Below are 20,898 nucleotides of genomic sequence, written 5' to 3' on the forward strand. Positions count from 1 at the left end.
TCTGTATTTTATTCTGTTATTATTCTATTACTTTCGGAGCAACTGATACTTCTTCCGTCTTTGGTTTACGCGGAGGAAAATTCAAAGCTATAATAGTATCCTGCGGACAAGCTTCTTCACATTTACGACACAATTTACACTTGTAAGGATCAATGTAAGCCAAATTATTTTCTAAAGTGATTGCCTCAAACGGACAGACTTTGACGCATTTACCACATCCGATGCAACTTACTGTACAAGCCTTACGAGCAACAGCTCCTTTGTCCTTATTGACACATTGCACATACACACGGCGCGACTTCTTACCCTGAGGACGAATTTCAATAATAGCTTTCGGACAAGCCTTCACACAAGCGCCACAAGCTGTACATTTCACCTCGTCAACTTCAGGAAGTCCGGTCTCAGGATTCATGTGAATAGCATCAAACTGACAAGCAGCCACACAATCACCACATCCCAAGCAACCATAACTACATCCTGTTTCTCCACCATATAATGAAGCAGCAATGGCACAACTTTTAGCACCGTCGTATTGATTAATACGCGGACGGTTAGCACAAGTACCATTACATCTCACTACCGCGACCATTGGTTCAGCTTCATCGGCCGCCAGTCCGAGAATATCAGCAACTTTTGCCATAACAGGTTGTCCACCCACCGGACAAAATTTGCCATCCAACGAACCGGCTTTTACACAGGCATCAGCAAATCCGCTACAACCAGGATAGCCACATCCACCACAATTAGCTTGCGGTAACACCTCGCCTACCTGAGCAATTCTCGGATCTTCATACACGGCAAATTTCTTGGAAGCAACATAAAGGATAGCGGCTAGTACAAGCGCTATTGCTCCCAATGAAATCACTGCAATCAGAATCAAATTCATAGTGTTTTAAATATTTATTGGTTTTATAGTAAACGAAAATTTTTGTTTCAGTCGTGCTTTATTTAACCAAAGAATGAAGTAATAAGGTATAAGAATAATTAATGAAGAAAGTGCTGCATAAAGCTCATTCTCCATCCATGCCATAAATATAAATAAGGAAGTAATCAAAAGAACGAAAGGTATTACAAAAGCTAGCACCACTGCCATCATCCCCATAGAGGTTTCTCCTATAATCGTCACTTGCTCTCCTATCCGATACGAAGATGCCAAAGTATCGGTAATATCAATTACCTTGTCTTTACGATCTGCTGAGGAACAATGCCCCTTTGCACTACAAGCTGCGCAAGCCGACGTCTGAATGATTCTCACGGATAGATGAGAACCTTGTATGTTTTCCACAATACCTAAATGCTCTATTGTATTAGCCATTTTGCAAACTCAACATTACAAATTGCGGCAAATTTAAGCATTATTTGTGAACTACGAAGCATTCACTGTATTTTTTCTGCATATAAAAATGTTATTTTTCGTATATACGTTATCGCGCACAAAAAAAAAGGATTCTTGCTATTTGATATTTCATAGTATAAATCCTTTTCTAAATATGCTCTAAATCAACTATCTATCAAATATTTGTTGCTAAAAAGTAATTTCAATGAATTCAGCAGGCCTCACAATGGCAACCAATGTATATATACCTGCCATAACAGCCGAAGGAGGTAATAAATTCACGATTTGTTTCATACCTTTCAATCTCTCTTTATATATATGAGAATTTTGCATCAGTATAGTATGAAGTATTATTTTTTCAGTCATATCCATCTGTGCATCTATCTTATTGATTTGTTCCATATGAATCGTTCTTTTTTGAGAATCCAAAAATTTATATTCTTCTAATATGGTTTTCAAAGCTTTAGTAACTATATTTAATAAGGTAAGATCTCTTTCCTCGGCAACTGATGTATTTAGCCAAGGATAATATGCCACTTTGAAATCAAGATATGAATTTCCTATGTTATTCCTAAATTCATCTACAACATTACCAGATAAATCTTTGCTGTCTTTATAACCTTCAAAAATATCTAAGATAAATACACGATTAAACATCGGATTGCCAAAATGATTCAACATTGTTCGCTGTAAGTCATAATATAAATCTCTTTCAGTCACGTTTGCCGCATCAGGACAAAGTATCATCGTTGGTTCTTGCTCTTTCATAAGTGGATCAATAACACTTTAAATACATTCACATCTAATTGATCGACAGTGTAGCTACCGATAGAAACGATATAACAAGGGCCGCCACCATTACCGAAAAACATTTATAAATGGTAATATAAAAGGCATTCCCGTACGCTTTACTACAAATTTTCAAATTCCACACTCCAATAATGACTCTTTACGCCCTCCAGCATCAACCATAGTAAACATAGACATCGGAGCACTTCCGAAACAAAAATTGAATTCAGCCATCGAAGCAATTCTAACTGGTTTATTCAGCAACAATTCATTATCATTAACTATTTTCTCAGTATAACCAAAAAAGTAGGTATTGACGTAGCAACTGCTATAGTCGGACTCGGGAAGGCATTTTTTCCGGCAACATAAATTCCTGATGTTTTCATCGTTCTCATCTAAATATTATCTACACACTATTAGACTCTGTTCTAAACAAAAAATAAGGTCATATCGAGTTTAATATCGATATGACCTTATAATATTATTAAATCATTTTACCGATTACATATTTACAACATCGCAGCTTGCATTACCAATTATAATTGATACCAAAGCTAAGCAGCTCTTTCAACTGGAAATAACTCTGATCTTCTTTAGGCTTCGTTGTATCATCATAACGGGCATAAATATAAAGTTTAGTAGAGAAATAACGATTTAACACAAAATTGAATGTATTTTCCCACTCAATACGTACCCATTCATAGTTTGTCAAATAGTTCAGACGAGAGTCAAAGGTAAGAGCAGAAATAATCCTCCAATTGAATGTAGGTTGAACTTGAGAACCAAAGCTGTTTTTAGAGCATTTGCCTTTTTCAAGTCCAAATGAGGTTTCACTCACCTTTGAGTTACCTACATAACGTAAATTGTACGTCAAAGGAGCAATAAAGACAGAAAGATTAAATTTCTTTTTGTTCAACTTATAGTCCATACCCATACTGACAGCCAGATCGGCAGGAGACATAAAGGCAGAAACCATCGTTTCATTATTACCTTTGTAACCATGACAAAACTGAGTCTTAAATTCTGAGGAGATTGTATAATACCAATTTTTGAGAGCTCTTAAACCTAATTTGTTGTAAAGACGAAATTGATCAGTCGTGATCAGATAGTTATGAAATTTATCTGACGGTGTAGAGGTCAAACCAAGTCTAGCTTCCATCTGGTTCTCAAAAAGAATTTTTTCATTATCATTATAATTGGCACGCAACTGCAAAGTAGCCAAACCTGAAAAGTTACTTTCTCCTCCATTATACCAGTTTTCTGAAATGTGATTTTGGCTGATTTGCAAAGAGCCGTTACCACCAGTTACCCACCAGTTAGGTCTGGAAAGTTTTATTTTCGCGTTACCAACATTTGCATTCATCTCTTCCGGCTGGAATAATTCGAGTACTTTTGTCCTAGGTGAAATTTCCGGTTTCTCATCTTTACGGAACACAGTACGGCTCATTATCCGGTCTTCCGTAGTAACAAGAAGTTCTGGATGATTAAGGTAAAGACCCATCAATGCTTCATTGACTAAGGCTTTAGTTCGTTTCCCTTTTGTAAAGAGAGAAGTGTCATATGGCAAAAGGGCAGCCGGCCTCATATTCTTTGGTAAAGAATCAAATTGAGCAGGTTTCCAGTCCATTTTGGAATATTGCTCTATAGGTGCATAGTAATAAGCCAATGGAGTAAACAGACGGTAATAATCCGGATCAACTGGGATATAACGTGGAGGTACTGACGGATCATTCAAATAATCCAACTGACCGATATACTTATTATATAAAAAAGAAACTGTATCCAGTTTAGGAGTATCTCCAGACATATTTAGCCGTAACATCAAATATTTCTGGAGAAACGACGAAAGTGTATCTGCTTCCACTACCTTAGCTTTTTCCACTATGGTAGGTTGCTTCTTAGTCTGCGCCATCAGTGATGCAGTAAAGCTTATCATAAAAGCTGCTAACAAAACATTTTTCCATCTCATAATAGTCCTAATTTGCTGCAAATCTACATTATTTTGTTCAGAAATCATAGGATTCTTTTAAAATTGCATTTTTTAATAAATTTGTTGGAGCGAAAAACTGCATACTTCCTCTTTTTTTTATAATTTTGCGGTTTTTAAGTTTGTAAAAAGACTACTAAGTAAACAATAATTAAAACAGTTATAGCTGTGGGAGAAACAAAGTATATTTTCGTCACCGGTGGTGTAGCCTCTTCATTGGGAAAAGGTATCATTTCGTCATCCATCGGTAAATTGCTGCAAGCAAGAGGTTACAATGTAACAATCCAAAAGTTTGACCCGTATATCAACATCGACCCGGGAACGCTAAATCCTTATGAACATGGAGAGTGTTATGTGACTGTAGACGGACATGAGGCAGATCTTGATCTGGGGCATTACGAGCGATTCTTAGGCATCCAGACAACAAAGGCTAACAACATTACTACAGGACGTATCTATAAAAGCGTTATAGATAAGGAACGTCGGGGAGACTACCTGGGAAAAACAATTCAGGTAATTCCTCATATCACAGATGAGATTAAGCGTAATGTGAAATTGCTGGGCAATAAATACAAATTCGATTTTGTAATTACCGAAATCGGTGGAACTGTAGGGGATATCGAATCACTTCCATACCTCGAAAGTATCCGTCAGCTAAAATGGGAGCTTGGTAAGAATGCTCTTTGCGTACATTTGACTTATGTACCTTACTTAGCTGCTGCAGGAGAACTAAAAACCAAACCGACACAACACTCTGTAAAGGAGTTACAAAGTATGGGCATCCAACCAGATGTATTGGTTCTGCGTACAGAACATCCGTTGAGTGACGATTTGCGCAAAAAAGTAGCTTTATTTTGTAATGTGGACGAAAAAGCAGTAATACAGTCTATTGATGCACCTACTATTTATGAAGTACCTATTCTGATGCAAGCACAAGATCTGGATAAAACAATTCTCCAGAAAATGGGATTGCCGGTTGGGGAGACTCCGGAACTTGGTCCTTGGCGTAAGTTTCTGGAACGTCGTCATGCTGCAGAAACTAAAGCACCGGTTAATATTGCATTGGTGGGAAAATATGATTTACAGGATGCTTACAAATCAATTCGCGAAGCATTGTCACAAGCAGGAACCTATAATGACCGCAAGGTGGAAGTGCACTTCATCAACAGTGAAAAACTGACAGATGAAAATGTAGCGGAAGCTCTGAAAGGTATGTCCGGTGTCATGATCGGACCGGGATTCGGCCAGCGTGGCATTGATGGTAAATTCGTTGCTATTAAATATACTCGTACGCATGATATTCCAACTTTTGGTATCTGTTTGGGTATGCAATGTATTGCGATCGAATTTGCTCGTAATGTACTAGGATATGCAGATGCTGACTCACGGGAAATGGACGAAAAAACTCCGCATAACGTGATTGATATAATGGAAGAGCAGAAGGCTATTACTAATATGGGTGGCACGATGCGTCTGGGTGCTTACGAATGTGTGCTTCAGAAAGGATCAAAAGCTTATGAAGCTTATGGCGAGAAGCATATTCAGGAACGCCATCGCCATCGTTATGAATTCAATAACGATTATAAGAGTCAGTATGAAGCCGCCGGTATGAAGTGTGTGGGTATTAATCCGGAATCTGACTTGGTAGAAATTGTAGAAATCCCGACTTTGCAATGGTTCATAGGAACTCAGTTCCATCCGGAATATAGTAGTACGGTATTGAATCCACATCCGTTGTTCATTGCATTTGTCAAGGCAGCGATAAAAAACGAAAAAAAGTAAAATGTGATGAATACACACAAATCTCATAATTCTAAATTTATAATTCAAAAATAACAAAGAATGGATAAAAACACCATCACTGGTTTCGTTTTAATAGGTTTATTATTGGTAGGGTTCAGTATCTTCAGCCGTCCGAGTAAGGAGGAGGTTGCTGCACAACAGAAGTACTACGATTCTATAACCTTGGTCCAACAGCAAGCAGAAGCACTGAAAGCAAAAACGGAGGCTGCCTTGTCTAATGAAAAGACAACTACACAAGCTGATTCTTCTTCTATGTTTTTCAATACAATGCATGGAACTGACTCTAAAATCAGCATCGAGAACAATGTAGCACAAATAACGTTCTCAACAAAAGGCGGACGAGTTTACTCTGCAATGCTGAAAGACTATATGTCTCAAGACAAAAAGACCCCGGTTGTATTGTTCAATGGCGATGATGCTTCAATGAATTTCAATTTCTACAACAAGCAGGGAGCCATTCAGACAAAGGATTGCTATTTCGAAGCAGTGAATAAGACTGATAGCAGCATTACAATGCGTTTGGCAGCAGATAGTGCCAGTTATATTGATTTTATCTATACGTTGAAACCGGACAGCTACCTGATGAACTTTGAAATCAAAGCAACGGGTATGGCGGATAAATTGGCTAACACTGATTATGTGGATATCGACTGGTCACAACGTGCCCGCCAATTGGAAAAGGGATTCACTTATGAAAACCGTCTTGCCGAGCTGACTTATAAGGTGAAGGGTGATAACGTAGATAACTTGTCGGCTGCAAAAGATGATGAAAAGAATCTGGAAAATATGCAGATTGATTGGGTTGCTTTCAAAAACCAATTCTTCTCTTCTGTATTCATTGCTGATCAGGATTTCAATAAGGTTTCCGTTAAATCGAAGATGGAACAACAAGGAAGCGGATATATCAAAGATTATTCTGCCGATATGAGTACTTTCTTTGATCCCACAGGAAAACAACCGACAGAAATGTTTTTGTATTTCGGTCCGAACCATTTCAAGACACTGCAAGCTCTGGATAAGGGACGTACTGAAAAATGGGAACTTTCAAGACTGGTATATCTGGGATGGCCTATTGTACGCGAAATCAACAAGTATATCACCATCAACATTTTCGATTGGCTGACCAGTTGGGGATTGAGCATGGGTATCGTATTACTGATTCTGACAATTATAGTAAAAGTAGTAGTTTATCCGGCTACATGGAAAACGTATATGTCTTCTGCTAAGATGCGTGTACTGAAACCGAAAATCGACGAGATCAACAAAAAATATCCGAAGCAGGAAGACGCAATGAAGAAACAGCAGGAAGTGATGGGTCTGTACAGCCAGTATGGAGTAAGCCCGATGGGTGGCTGTCTGCCAATGCTATTGCAATTCCCTATCTTGATGGCGTTGTTTATGTTCGTGCCAAGCGCAATCGAACTTCGTCAGCAAAGTTTCTTGTGGGCGGATGACCTTTCAACTTATGATGCATTCATTACATTTCCGTTCCATATTCCGTTCTTGGGTAACCACCTCAGTTTATTCTGCTTGTTGATGACGGTAACGAATGTCCTGAATACAAAATATACAATGTCTATGCAGGATACAGGGGCTCAGCCACAAATGGCAGCTATGAAATGGATGATGTATCTGATGCCTATTATGTTCTTGTTCGTCTTGAATGATTATCCTTCCGGATTGAACTATTATTATTTCGTATCAACGTTGATTAGTGTAGGAACAGTAATTTTGTTGCGCAGAACAACGAACGAAACTAAGTTATTAGAAATCTTGGAGGCTAAAAAGAAGGACCCGAAACAAATGAAAAAGACCGGATTTGCTGCACGCCTGGAAGCTATGCAAAAGCAACAGGAGCAATTACAGCAGCAGAAACAGAATAAACGATAAGGAACTTAGTTCCGAAAATATATTCTGAGAAAGCCGGACAACCATAAGAGTTTGTCCGGCTTTCTTTCGCTAATGACACAATTAAAAACTTTTTTATGAAGACAAAATACACTTATAAACAAATATGGATTATCACCTACCCTATCCTGATCAGTTTAATAATGGAACAAATGATCGGCATGACGGATACTGCTTTTCTGGGGCGTGTAGGAGAAGTAGAATTAGGAGCATCTGCTATTGCAGGTGTTTACTATCTGGCTATTTTCATGTTGGCATTTGGCTTTAGTATCGGAGCACAAATCTTAATTGCCCGCCGTAACGGAGAAGGAAACTACAAAGAGATCGGACCAATATTCTATCAAGGTATCTATTTCCTTCTGGTAGTGGCCGCAATTTTATTTACCCTGTCGAGGATATTCTCACCGCATATACTAAAAAGTATTATCTCCTCAGAGCATATTTACGGAGCAGCTTCCAGCTACATTAACTGGCGTATTTACGGATTCTTTTTCTCTTTTGTCATGGTAATGTTCCGTGCATTTTTTGTAGGAACAACACAAACCAAAACGCTGACCTTGAACTCGATAGTTATGGTTTTATCGAATGTAGTGTTCAACTATATCCTGATATTCGGTAAGTTTGGTTTCCCGCAGCTAGGAATTGCGGGTGCTGCTATTGGTTCTTCATTGTCCGAACTCGTATCAGTCATCTTCTTCATAATCTATACATGGAAGCGGATCGACTGTAAGAAGTATGCATTGAATATCTTGCCTAAGTTCCATAAAGAAACTTTAAAACGGATACTTAATGTTTCTTTATGGACAATGATTCAAAACTTTGTGTCTTTATCTACTTGGTTTATGTTCTTCCTTTTCGTGGAACATCTAGGTGAGCGTTCATTAGCTATTGCCAATATCATCCGCAATGTTTCCGGTATTCCATTTATGATTGCAATGGCTTTTGCCTCTACCTGTGGTTCATTGGTTAGTAACCTGATTGGTGCGGGAGAACAAGATCGTGTCAGGGGAACAATCCTACAACATATCCGTATTGGGTATGTTTTTGTAATACCTATACTAATTATTTTCTGTTTATTCCCTGATTTGATTTTGAGTATCTATACGGATATACCTGATTTAAGAGAAGCCTCCATACCCTCCTTATGGGTATTGTGCAGTGCATATTTGGTTTTAGTGCCAGCCAATGTCTATTTCCAATCGGTATCGGGTACAGGAAACACTCGTACAGCATTGGGTATGGAACTAGTAGTCTTAGCTATTTATATGATTTATGCTACTTATTTTATACTCTATCTGCGCATGGACATTACTTTCTCTTGGACAACAGAAAGCGTATATGGTATTTTTACACTTTTGTTCTGTTATATGTATATAAAGAAGGGGAATTGGCAGAAAAAAAAGATATAATAATATATTAAGAAATAAAATAAAATAGCGTTTAGATTAAAGATAGATACTAATAATAAACAGTTACGAGTAACAGTTTAGTCAAAGCTATTTATTACTTTTGCAAGTTATTTAAATCTAAATATAGTAATTTCATAATTATTGCCAGGTGAAAGAAAACCGTATAAAGATTCGAATAAAATCAAAACAAAAATTCAGTTATCGGGAAATTCTCGATAACTGTTACAATGAAAAAAGGAATATATTAATAATTATCTTAAAATATGAGGCAAGGAAATCTAATTATGATGTCGGCAGCAATGTTGTTAACAGCCTGTGGAGAAACCAAAGAGGCAGGCAAGACGGATCAGATGCTTATCGAAAAATCGAATATCAAGATTGAAGGCAAGCGTATGACTCCTGAAGCACTTTGGGCAATGGGACGTATTGGCGGACTCTCCGTATCACCCGACGGTAAAAAAATTGCGTATACAGTAGCTTACTACAGTGTGCCGGAAAACAAAAGTAATCGCGAAGTTTTTGTAATGAATGCAGATGGAAGCGATAACCAACAAATCACGCACACTCCTTATCAGGAGAACGAAGTTACCTGGATCAAAGGTGGAAGCAAACTTGCATTTCTGAGTAACGACCATGGAAGCAGCCAACTTTATGAAATGAATCCGGATGGCAGCGAACGTAAACAACTGACCAACTATGATGGAGACATCGAAGGATACTCCATTTCTCCAGATGGTAAGAAGATTCTTTTCATCTCTCAAGTAAAGACTAAGGAAAGTACAGCTGAAAAATATCCGGATCTTCCTAAAGCTACGGGTATCATCATCACCGATTTGATGTACAAACATTGGGATGAATGGGTGACAATGGCACCACATCCTTTTATTGCTGACCTTGACGACAAAGGGCTCTCTAATATCGTAGACATTCTGGAAGGCGAACCATACGAAAGTCCGATGAAACCATGGGGTGGCATGGAACAATTGGCATGGAACACAACATCAGAAAAAGTAGCATATACGTGTCGAAAAAAGACAGGTCTGGAATATGCGGTCTCCACCAACTCGGACATCTATATCTATGACTTAAAGACAAAGGAAACAAAAAACATCACTGAAGAAAATAAAGGATACGACACGAATCCACAATATTCTCCGGACGGCAAATATATCGCATGGCAAAGCATGGAACGTGACGGTTATGAAGCAGACCTGAACCGTTTGTTCGTCATGGACCTGGAAACGGGTGAAAAACGTTTTGTCAGCAAAGCTTTTGAATCGAATGTGGATGCTTTTGTATGGAATGCAGACACTGAGAGCATTTATTTTACGGGAGTATGGCATGGAGAAACTCAAATCTATGCGCTCAACCTGACAAACGACTCTGTAAAAGCTATTACTTCGGGAATGTATGACTATGAAGGAGTTGCGCTTTTCGGTGACAAACTAATAGCCAAACGTCATTCTATCAGCATGGGTGACGAAATTTATGCAGTCGCATTAGACGGTACCACTACCCAACTGACACAAGAAAATAAACTAATTTACGACCAGTTGGAAATGGGTAAAGTGGAAGGGCGATGGATGAAAACAACCGACGGTAAAGATATGCTGACATGGGTAATTTATCCTCCTCAGTTCGATCCTAATAAGAAATATCCTACCTTATTATTCTGTGAAGGTGGTCCTCAAAGTCCTGTCAGCCAGTTCTGGTCTTATCGCTGGAATTTCCAGATTATGGCTGCTAATGACTATATTATTGTTGCTCCGAACCGTCGCGGATTACCGGGATTTGGTGTTGAATGGAACGAACAGATCAGTGGTGACTATGGTGGTCAGTGCATGAAAGATTACTTCACTGCTATTGATGAAATAGCCAAGGAATCGTATGTAGACAAAGATCGTTTGGGATGTGTGGGAGCTAGCTTCGGTGGTTTCTCCGTATATTGGTTAGCCGGACATCATAACAAACGTTTCAAAGCATTTATTGCTCACGACGGAATCTTCAATATGGAAATGCAATATCTTGAAACCGAAGAGAAATGGTTTGCAAACTGGGATATGGGAGGCGCTTACTGGGAAAAACAAAACCCAATAGCACAACGTACTTTTGCTAATTCTCCGCACCAGTTTGTAGACAAATGGGACACTCCTATCCTTTGCATCCATGGTGAGAAAGATTTCCGTATTTTAGCTAATCAGGCAATGGCTGCTTTTGATGCTGCAGTAATGCGTGGCGTACCAGCTGAGTTGTTGATTTATCCTGATGAAAACCACTGGGTACTGAAACCGCAGAATGGAATTTTATGGCAACGTACTTTCTTTGAATGGTTGGACAAATGGCTGAAGTTCGAAGCTAACCAATAGAAATAATAATTCTATTGAGAAATAAAATGTCCTATACATCGCTTCCAAAAAGCAAATGTATAGGACATTTTAATTTGTTAATTCTAAATTATAATATTACTCAGAAATCGGATAATTATACTTTCTAAGTACTTCACTCCCATCAATCTTATAATCCGCAACAGTTCCGATGGAATTCCCTAACCTTTCTCCTGTACATATACCTTTCAGATGATACCGCTCAAATGTATTAACATTCTCTAAAACAATATTAAAAGACATTGAAGACTTATACCCAGTTTTTTGTACAAACAGTTTCACAACTGTATTAGCTGATACAGTAACTTTGATAGTAGTTTTGGTAGACCAACTATAGATTGACTTAATTTCCTGTATTTTTTCAAAAACTAAAGATGTACTTGGTCCATATTTAAAATCAGTAATGGTACCCGAATGATTAATCAAAGGAAGTTTAATTCTAAACTCTTCCAGATTCTCCACTTCCGTAGGCAAATATCCTTCAGTCAATGTGAGCAAAGAAGTCTCTTCAGGTTTATCTTCTACATAAAAGGTGTGTGGAAAAGGAGTATCAGTATTGTTCACAGGAGAAGACAATACTTTCAAAGGTGATTCTATTTTTTCCAATACATCACTCTCTTTTGGCACAAAATCACAACTGACAAGTCTCAACTTAACAGGTAAAGAAGGAAGAGATTCATCAGACTCTTCACCACACTGCTAAAAAGCTTAAGAGAAAAAATAATTTAGTTTTCATAATGTAATAGTTTTAGTTTAGTTGTCTATATTGCCAAAATTAGCAAAAAAATCTCATTTTCAAAATTTTGCTATGCTATTTTTTCTCTCTACATCAAATATCTAGTTATTCTACAGCATTCGCATTCGTGTAGCTTCAATACAAAAAAGACGGAATTTAAGTGAAATTCCGTCTTTTATCATACAATAAAAATCCTTTTTATTTTCCAGGTCTGCTTGGGATTTTCTCAAAAATAGCTTTTATACGTTTCATATCCAATTTAGGAGTACGATTATAATAATAAACCCCATTCTTTTCTTGTTCTACGTCTGTTAATTGTGTATAACAGAATCCCCAAACATGTTTTGAATCTATCAATGCATCAATCTGTCCCTCAAGACGTTTATAGAATTCTTCTTCATTAGCAGGCATTCCACCATATCCCCATGAATTCTTACGGTCTTTTTCTGCCATCCAAGGAATACCACCAAATTCATCTAACATATAAGGCTGACCTTCATACACCGCCAGAAAATCTTTATCTCTAGTATTACGATACGGTTCTTTACCTTCTTCAAACTTCAATTGCTCAGTTAGTTTTGCACGATCTTGCTCGTAATTATGAACGCTCCAAATATCTGTCAAAACGTGATTATCTCCACTAGCATCATTTATAGGACGAGTTGGATCAATCCCTTTAGTAATATGATATACATCTTTTACCAAACGTACATAAGCATCTTGTCCACCTCCCCATGTTTCGTTAAACGGAGTCCAAGTCACCAATGAAGGATGGTTACGATCGCGCAGTACAACCTCAGACCATTCTCCGATAAAGTTACGAGCAGCAAGTTCTTTATTTACATCTAATACCCAACTGGCAGATTCTCCCCAAGTGATATATCCTAGCTTATCTGCCCAATAATAATATCTCTCTTCAAATACTTTCTGATGTAAGCGAGCACCGTTGAAACCAGCCTCTTTGCCTAATACTATATCATTTTTCAAAGCTTCATCACTTGGAGCAGTCCAGATTCCATCAGGATAATAACCTTGGTCTAGTACAAGACGTTGATAATATGGTTCGTTATTCAAATAGAATATGCCATTTGCTGTATGCACTTTACGCATGCCAACATATGATTTTACTTCATCAATAACATTTCCTTTAGCATCTTTTACACGATAAACTACATCATAAAGGAAAGGAGTTTCCGGTGTCCAAAGATTCATATTCTTCATCGGAACAACAACTACTGAACCATTACAGCTGCTAACTTCTTTCTTTGCAACTGTTTTATTACCATCCAATACCGTCACTTCTAATGTTCCATCACTTGATTCCTGATAAAACTCCGGCAAAATAACAAGTTGTTTCTGGTCGATATCAGGACGTGCAAAAACTGTCTTCAGTCCGTTAGGAGCTACAGCTTCCATCCATACAGTCTGCCAGATACCTGTCACACGTGTATAAGAACACCCCCCTGAGAAGTAATTTGTGCATTGCTTACCACCAGTTTGTTCACCTGAACGCAAATCATCTTTCACAAATACTACTAAATTATGAGTCTGACCAGGTTTTACATAACGAGTAAGATCTACAGCAAATGAAGAGCTGCCACCAAAATGGCGTGCTACAAATTTCTTATCAATAAAAATTTCAGCACAGTAATCTACAGCACCAAAATTCAGGAAAATCTTCTTTCCATTCCAATTTGCCGGTATCGTCAAGGGACGCTGATACCACATCTGATTAATAAAATCAGTATGTCCTAAACCAGAAAGCTGACTTTCCGGGCAAAAAGGTACAATAATGTCATTTTTGAATTTGTCGATTTCCTGTAGTTTGCGATCTTTCCCCGAATTTCCAAAATCAAATTCATAGGTCCATGTTCCATTTAAATTTACCCAATCTGTACGTTCAAATTGTGGACGAGGGTATTCCGAACGAGGAATGTCTGCTGAAAATACATTCCATACATTCATTAGAGCAAATAATGCTACTGCAAAAAGTTTTTTCATGTTTTCTTTATTATATGGTTTACAAAAAAATCTTTATCTAATATAATCTTTATAAGATTTCATTGATAAATCTCAATGTTGCAAAGATGGGAATAATAAAGAAAAATGAAGAGAAATATTTATTCAATTTATGCCAAAAATCAACCAAACTGGCTACATAATGTTATTTTGCAAGCAGTCTGGAAGTATATTTGTGATACTATATCACTTTCAGATTATAATGATTGACTTATCCCTTCAAATTTAGCAAGAATATATATTTTCAATTTCTACTATATACATTTTATGTAAACCACCATGTGTACCTCCATACCACTTTTCTAAAGATTCTTTATCCAGAAAACATTCCGGTTTAATGCCGTCAGCATATAGTTTTTTACATTCTAAGATCAAACGGGCTTGCTCAAAAAGTATATTTCCTTGTTCAGTAAAGATTGGTTTTAGACCGGTTTCCTTCACTTTATCTATATCACGTCCTGATTTAGAACCGCAAACAGCATGAATTTTCTTATTTTCTTTACCTAAAAAGGATAGTGTCAGATACTCATTCTTTTCAATAAACTCATATGTATAACGTTCGGGACGGATAAAAACAAAAGCTACAGGTTTATTCCACAGCCAACCAATTCCACCCCAGCTGGCAGTCATTGTATTAAACTTCTCTTCTGTTCCTGCTGTCACCAACATCCACTCTTTTCCAATAGATTCGAAAAAGTTATCCGATAGTTCTTTTATTTCCAATTTCTTCATTTCTTTTTTGATTTAAATTCTCTATTCTTTGTATTTCCGGATTCTATTTTTGTCTGTTCAATTTCACAATCTGTCCCAAGTATGGAATCTCTACCGGTATCTTGCGTTTCTTGGCTTCGGCAGCAAAAACTTTTGGCGGATCGTGAAGAGGTTCATCAGATAAATCAAAAGTACCATAATGCATCGGTATTGTAAGCCCCGCTTGCATTTCTTCTGCCGCTGTCAATGATTCATAAGGTGATATGTGATTGGGACGCATAAACCAACGGGGCTTATAAGCACCAATTCCCAACAGTGCATAATCCGGTGCTCCAAATAACTCTGGGATTTCCTGAAAATGTTTTGAATATCCTGTATCCCCGCTATAATAAAGTGAAAGACCATCTCCCTGCAACATGAAAGCCCCCCATAAACGCTGTCCACCATCCCGCACAGAACGCTTACTCCAATGTTGGGCAGGTAAGAATGTTATTTTCAGAGCTTCATCTTCAAGTTGTTGATACCAAGCAGCTTCAATCACCTCCATTTCCGAAAACCAATTCCTCAGCAACTCTCCTGTCCCCAATCCACAAAATAATTTCATCTGAGGATTACTCTTCAATAGCCTCATTATGCTCTGCTTATCCAAATGGTCGAAATGATCATGGCTGATCAACAAATAATCGATTCCTGTAAATATGTCAGGATTAGCAGGAAATTCACTCTGCCGCTTGACAAAGGGAATACTTCCGAAAACCGGATCAAACATCACTCTCTTTCCCGCTAACTGAAGAAAAAAAGAATTATGTCCCAACCATATTAACGAATCCCCTACAACAGCATCCAATGAACGAAGATAACATACCTTCGGATCCCATTTCACTGTTTTTTTCTCTTTCCGCTGAGGATTTGGAGATAAACGCCATTTTAGCACGCTTCCCATACCGGGACGGAAACGGTGTTGCCGATTAAAAAAACGACCGCGTACCATCGGATTTCCTCGCCAATATGGATTGACAGTAACCAAACGTTCGTTTCTTCTGAAACATATGTGTTCGCCCATATTTTATACTCTTAAAAACATTCGTCACAAACATAACAAAAAATGTGCCCTGGACACACAAACGGGACACATTTTAAGGCATATTTAATGTTGCTGGGAATCTATTCGTATTGTATCTTTGTTGTGAACTGTATCGGTTAAATGTATCGGTTCTTCGAAAACTACATTCTGTATACATCGAGTTGTTTCAATTTTCACATCTGTTTGAGTAAAAAACAATCCAGCGAAAAGAAGCAATAACATCAGTGGTAAAGTTATTAGCCAAGTAACAAGCATGGAAGTTCTTAACCCTTTTGATATCGGACTGCAATTAAAGACTGAACAAAGTATAGTATAAACTAAAGCAAATATGGGAATCATCACAAATAAAATGAGCACAATACATCCGGCAAACATCCATGGAGATTCCCACGTCGTAACTACACCAAATACAGAAGGTAACGTAGGTAACCAGTTAAAAAGCGCCTCCCCTGCCCCAATCAATACAGATGTTATACCTATGATAGAAAAAATCAATGCTACTGCTGCAATAAACAGGATAGGGCATAGAACGATCGCTATAATGATCAAAAGTAATTTAAAAAGGAATGCCGCTACAGATACAAATAAATCTGCTGTTTTCTGTAAAAAAGAACGAGGTTTGCCAGAACCTACATAATCATTCACCCCATTCGATACACGTTCAAAACTATCAGTAACCGTTTTTCCTATATTTTCCACCGTTACTGTTTGCCCGCGCATACTCAATTTTTCTGCTGCTGTCCGTGCTTCAGGGATTACAATCCAAGCTATCAGATAAAAAATAATCATTGTACAATAGGGAATAAAAACAAGTATCACCATTAAAATGCGTACTAATGTAATATCCCATCCCAAATAGGCTGCCAAACCGGCAGCAACACCACCTAACATTTTCTCATTCGGGTCTCGATATAAACGGCGATGAGGAGTTACATCCGAATTAGAGACACTGCTTCCAAAACTTCCAGCGTACTGTGAATTCTGGTGAGACTCATCCTCTGCTGAATTGTCTCCAAAATCTTCCGGTTTTCCCATACGCGAAATAACTTCTTCTACATCGGGAATAGTAATCACCTGTTTATTTAAAGTAACCTTCTCAGAAAACAATTCAGCTATACGATTCTCCATATCATTCACTATCTCTTCTGCTCCCTGTTGCTTACGAAAATGCAAACGAAGATTATTTAAATAATTATCTAACAGTCGGTAGGCATCTTCATCAATATGATAAACGGTTCCACCCAAATTTACAGTTAATGTTTTCTTCATTATATGTCTTTTTAAAATTATCTATTAGCAATATGATTTACAGTATCATTCAATTCTTTCCACGAAAGTTCCAGTTCTCTGAGAAAGACCTCGCCCTTATCGGTTAGTTTGTAGTACTTACGTGGTGGACCTTGAGTAGACTCTACCCATTCATAGCTCAGCAAATCATCATTTTTCAGACGAGTAAGCAACGGATACAAGGTACCTTCCACCACAATCAGTTGAGCTTCCTTCAACTTTTGAATAATATCTGAGGCATAGGCAGGTTCTTTATGGAGCAACAGCATTATGCAATACTCCAATAACCCTTTGCGCATCTGAGATTTTACATTGTCTACATTCATAACAAATCCTTTTGATGCGACAAATATATGTATTACTTTAGTACTATGTATTGCAAAGTACTATAAATTAATAATAATTAATCATTTAAAAAGTAATAACCTTAATGTAAAAAGAAATAATGGTTATATTTGCATCTCGTAAAAATAAAAATAAATACGATATATGTTTACCATTCGAAAAGCGACAGTTGCAGATTGCAATTTGATCAATAAGATGGCTCAAGATGTTTTTCCCGCCACCTACAATAAAATATTATCTCCTGAACAGTTAGATTATATGATGGATTGGATGTATAATCCTGAAAATATCCGAAAGCAAATGGAAGCAGAAGGGCATATTTATTTCATTGCTTATAAAGAGTCTGAACCTTGTGGATACGTATCTGTACAGCCTCAGGAGAAAGATGTATTCCACCTACAAAAAATCTATGTTTTGCCTTATTTCCAAAAAGCTCATTGCGGTAGCTTTTTATTTAGAGAAGCAATCAAATATATTAAAGAAGTTCACCCAAGCCCTTGTTTAATGGAACTTAACGTAAACCGAAACAACAAGGCATTAAAGTTCTATGAACATATGGGCATGAAGAAACTGCGTGAAGGTGATTTCCCGATCGGAAACGGATATTATATGAACGATTACATCATGGGATTGGAAATATAAAAGAAAAGCAACTGTAAAAGATATTACATAACCGCGATTCACTTCCATAATTTTATATAGAATCACTATACAACTTTAACTGTATAATAAGGAGGGTAGAATGGGCTACTCTCTTCTAATCATCCTTTTGGGATTCACTAAAAAAATGACGCCCCGATACATATATTGTTAGCTAAATAACAACTAATGCACTGGGGCGTTTATCATTTAATTGACGGAATTAAAAAAATATCCCGCGCAATAAAAATCTCTTATGCTACTTTTTCTAATCTCTTCATAACAGAGAAAATGAATAATGCAGAAAGCAAACAGCAAGCAATCAAAACACTCCATACGATCCATAACTGTATATCACCCCACAAATAGCCAATAACAGCGACTAAATAATTACCAATGGCTGTAGCTGCAAACCATCCCCCCATCATCATACCTTTATATTTGGGAGGAGCCACTTTGGATACAAAAGAAATTCCCATCGGAGATAATAATAACTCTGCAAAAGTTAATACCAGATAAGTAGAAATCAACCAATCAGGAGAAACTAAAGCATCGGGACTGATACCAGCCTCTTCTACTGCTGTCGGAGTAGGTAATCCCATAGAACCTATAGCTAATATTAAGAAACCACAAGCTGCAATTATCATACCAATACCAATTTTACGTGGTGCAGAAGGTTCTTTCTTTTTTCGTGCCAAATAACCAAATACCGCCAATGATACCGGAGTCAAAGCTACTACAAAGAATGGATTAAATTGTTGGAAAATCTGAGGCAAAATATTGATTGTGGGGTCCATAGCAGAGTAAGCCCATGCTAATATACCCAGAGAAGCTATTACAACAATACCGGCAATTGCTTTACCCTTACCTGTTTTAGATTGAAAAATTGAGAATGTCCCATATACAGCAATAATTAAAAGAACAAGATTCCAGACATCAAATCCCAAGCGATTGATTCCTGTCACAGATTGAGCCGTATAATCACGTGCAAAGAAAGTCATCGTCAGACCATTTTGGTGGAATGACATCCAGAAGAAAATAACCACCGCAAATACTAGTAACAGAGCAACAATACGCTCTTTTGTCTGTGCGGGAGTTAATTCCGGTTCGTTATGATTTACAGTTTTCGCCTGTTTCGAATTATAATCAGCATGCTTATACATATTGCGACATGAAATATAGATTGCCATAGAAATAATCAGAGAAATACAAGCCACAGCAAAACCATAATTATAAGCCTCTGAAAGTTTTTCAATATAAGCTGAGCAGAAAGCTGAAGTATCACCAGCAAAATTTTGCGCTGCTTGTAAACTGGCAAGAGCAGCATTTCCTTCCGGTTTGATTGTTCCGTTTAGAAATTGATGTGCTAATGAAGGTATTTGGGCGTTATATGTAAATCCTGCACCTTCTAATACATAGTTCGTCATCTTGGTAGCAGCCGTTGGCGCAAATAATGCACCGACGTTAATAGCCATGTAGAACAAACTAAAAGCAGTGTCTCGCTTTGAACTGTATTGTGGTGAGTCATAAAGGTTACCCACCATCACTTGCAAATTACCTTTAAACAAACCGGTACCGCATGCTATCAAAAACAAAGAGCCAAACATCATCATTTTACCGCTCATATTCGCCATTGTGGGAATAGCTAAAAGCAAATAACCGATAAACATTACAACAATACCTGTAGTTACCATCTTTCCATAACCACATTTATCAGCCAAAATGCCACCAACGAGTGGCATAAAATAAACTGCTGCCAAAAATGTTCCAAAAATAGTGGATGTTTCCCCGGCTGTATAGCCAAATTTCGCTTGCAAAAAGAGAGAAAAAATAGCAAGCATTGTGTAATAACCAAAGCGTTCGCCTGTATTAGCTAAAGCTAGGGCATATAAACCTTTCGGTTGTCCTTCAAACATACAAATTAGAATAATAGATTAATAAAATTGATTATTTCTTGCAAATATATACTTTTTCTGGAATTTACTCGTTATATAACAGACAAACTTCTGCCCGCACCTCACGAATCAAGTCATTTGGAGCAATTTTTATCTGTAATCCGCGTACCCCGGCACTTACATAAATATGCGGAAACTCCAGGCAAGTCTCATGAATATAAGTTGAAAAATACTTTTTCATGCCAATAGGCGAACATCCTCCACGAATATAACCAGTTAATGGCAAAAGCTCTTTCACAGGAATCAGATCACACTTTTTATTTCCGGAAGCTTTGGCTGCTAATTTCAAATCAACCTCATGCTCTCCAGGAATAACACAAACGAAATAACCATTTTTATCCCCATGCAAAATAAGTGTTTTAAATACCTGTTCTATATTTTCTCCCAAACTGGCAGCTACATGAACGGCACTCAAATCATCTTCGTCCACCTCATAAGGTATTAGTTCGTAAGTTATCTTAGCTTTATCAAGGAGACGCGCAGCATTAGTTTTATTAATTTTCATT

Annotated in this window: 17 protein-coding genes; 5 read left to right on the forward strand and 12 right to left on the reverse strand. The window is 37.5% G+C overall.

The window, feature by feature from the left end:
• Positions 1 to 19: 19 nt before the first annotated feature.
• The 4 genes from PHO71_RS04975 to PHO71_RS04990 all read right to left on the reverse strand — a co-directional run bounded on the left by PHO71_RS04975 (position 20) and on the right by PHO71_RS04990 (position 4,094).
• Positions 20 to 886: a Fe-S cluster domain-containing protein gene (locus PHO71_RS04975; protein ID WP_300199814.1), complete on the reverse strand. Its 867-nt coding sequence runs from the start codon at positions 884 to 886 to the stop codon at positions 20 to 22.
• A 6-nt stretch (positions 887 to 892) separates the two neighbouring features.
• On the reverse strand, positions 893 to 1,315 hold the full coding sequence (locus tag PHO71_RS04980) for a SoxR reducing system RseC family protein (protein WP_300199817.1): 423 nt from the start codon (positions 1,313 to 1,315) through the stop codon (positions 893 to 895).
• 210 nt (positions 1,316 to 1,525) lie between these two features.
• Positions 1,526 to 2,104, reverse strand: coding sequence for a hypothetical protein (locus tag PHO71_RS04985; protein WP_300199820.1), 579 nt, complete (start codon positions 2,102 to 2,104; stop codon positions 1,526 to 1,528).
• Between the two features lie 550 nt (positions 2,105 to 2,654).
• Positions 2,655 to 4,094: a DUF3078 domain-containing protein gene (locus tag PHO71_RS04990; protein ID WP_300200031.1), complete on the reverse strand. Its 1,440-nt coding sequence runs from the start codon at positions 4,092 to 4,094 to the stop codon at positions 2,655 to 2,657.
• A 186-nt stretch (positions 4,095 to 4,280) separates the two neighbouring features.
• Between PHO71_RS04990 and PHO71_RS04995 the strand changes: the two genes are divergently transcribed.
• From PHO71_RS04995 to PHO71_RS05010, 4 genes are all read left to right on the forward strand, one after another.
• Complete coding sequence (locus PHO71_RS04995) at positions 4,281 to 5,894, forward strand: CTP synthase (protein ID WP_300199822.1); 1,614 nt, start codon at positions 4,281 to 4,283, stop codon at positions 5,892 to 5,894.
• 60 nt (positions 5,895 to 5,954) lie between these two features.
• The gene (yidC, locus tag PHO71_RS05000; RefSeq protein ID WP_300199825.1) at positions 5,955 to 7,805 is read left to right on the forward strand and encodes a membrane protein insertase YidC; all 1,851 of its coding nucleotides are present in this window, start codon (positions 5,955 to 5,957) and stop codon (positions 7,803 to 7,805) included.
• A gap of 95 nt (positions 7,806 to 7,900) precedes the next feature.
• Positions 7,901 to 9,232 (forward strand): MATE family efflux transporter, encoded by a 1,332-nt coding sequence (locus tag PHO71_RS05005; protein ID WP_300199828.1) that lies wholly within the window; start codon positions 7,901 to 7,903, stop codon positions 9,230 to 9,232.
• A 263-nt stretch (positions 9,233 to 9,495) separates the two neighbouring features.
• Positions 9,496 to 11,598, forward strand: a complete 2,103-nt coding sequence (locus PHO71_RS05010) for a S9 family peptidase (protein ID WP_300199830.1) — start codon at positions 9,496 to 9,498, stop codon at positions 11,596 to 11,598.
• 96 nt (positions 11,599 to 11,694) lie between these two features.
• Here PHO71_RS05010 and PHO71_RS05015 read toward each other — a convergent pair whose 3' ends face one another.
• The 6 genes from PHO71_RS05015 to PHO71_RS05040 form a co-directional block, all read right to left on the reverse strand.
• Positions 11,695 to 12,222 carry a hypothetical protein gene (locus PHO71_RS05015; RefSeq protein WP_300199833.1) on the reverse strand — a complete coding sequence of 176 codons (528 nt, stop codon included), beginning with the start codon at positions 12,220 to 12,222 and terminating at the stop codon, positions 11,695 to 11,697.
• 328 nt (positions 12,223 to 12,550) lie between these two features.
• Positions 12,551 to 14,353: a glycoside hydrolase family 2 protein gene (locus tag PHO71_RS05020; RefSeq protein WP_300199836.1), complete on the reverse strand. Its 1,803-nt coding sequence runs from the start codon at positions 14,351 to 14,353 to the stop codon at positions 12,551 to 12,553.
• Positions 14,354 to 14,596: 243 nt separating this feature from the next.
• The gene (locus PHO71_RS05025) at positions 14,597 to 15,103 is read right to left on the reverse strand and encodes a flavin reductase (RefSeq protein ID WP_300199839.1); all 507 of its coding nucleotides are present in this window, start codon (positions 15,101 to 15,103) and stop codon (positions 14,597 to 14,599) included.
• Between the two features lie 43 nt (positions 15,104 to 15,146).
• Complete coding sequence (locus PHO71_RS05030; protein WP_300199842.1) at positions 15,147 to 16,145, reverse strand: MBL fold metallo-hydrolase; 999 nt, start codon at positions 16,143 to 16,145, stop codon at positions 15,147 to 15,149.
• Positions 16,146 to 16,229: 84 nt separating this feature from the next.
• Positions 16,230 to 17,435 (reverse strand): PspC domain-containing protein, encoded by a 1,206-nt coding sequence (locus tag PHO71_RS05035; RefSeq protein ID WP_300199844.1) that lies wholly within the window; start codon positions 17,433 to 17,435, stop codon positions 16,230 to 16,232.
• Positions 17,436 to 17,452: 17 nt separating this feature from the next.
• Positions 17,453 to 17,779: a PadR family transcriptional regulator gene (locus PHO71_RS05040; protein ID WP_300199846.1), complete on the reverse strand. Its 327-nt coding sequence runs from the start codon at positions 17,777 to 17,779 to the stop codon at positions 17,453 to 17,455.
• Between the two features lie 163 nt (positions 17,780 to 17,942).
• Here PHO71_RS05040 and PHO71_RS05045 point away from each other — a divergent pair, with 163 nt between their 5' ends.
• Positions 17,943 to 18,440, forward strand: a complete 498-nt coding sequence (locus tag PHO71_RS05045; protein WP_300199849.1) for a GNAT family N-acetyltransferase — start codon at positions 17,943 to 17,945, stop codon at positions 18,438 to 18,440.
• Between the two features lie 251 nt (positions 18,441 to 18,691).
• Here PHO71_RS05045 and PHO71_RS05050 read toward each other — a convergent pair whose 3' ends face one another.
• Together PHO71_RS05050 and ybaK are read right to left on the reverse strand one after the other, a co-directional pair.
• Positions 18,692 to 20,353, reverse strand: a complete 1,662-nt coding sequence (locus tag PHO71_RS05050; RefSeq protein WP_300199852.1) for a peptide MFS transporter — start codon at positions 20,351 to 20,353, stop codon at positions 18,692 to 18,694.
• Between the two features lie 64 nt (positions 20,354 to 20,417).
• The gene (ybaK, locus tag PHO71_RS05055) at positions 20,418 to 20,897 is read right to left on the reverse strand and encodes a Cys-tRNA(Pro) deacylase (RefSeq protein ID WP_300199855.1); all 480 of its coding nucleotides are present in this window, start codon (positions 20,895 to 20,897) and stop codon (positions 20,418 to 20,420) included.
• Position 20,898: the final 1 nt, after the last annotated feature.

It is taken from the genome of Bacteroides sp., assembly GCF_028690125.1.
Classification (GTDB): Bacteria; Bacteroidota; Bacteroidia; order Bacteroidales; family Bacteroidaceae; genus Bacteroides.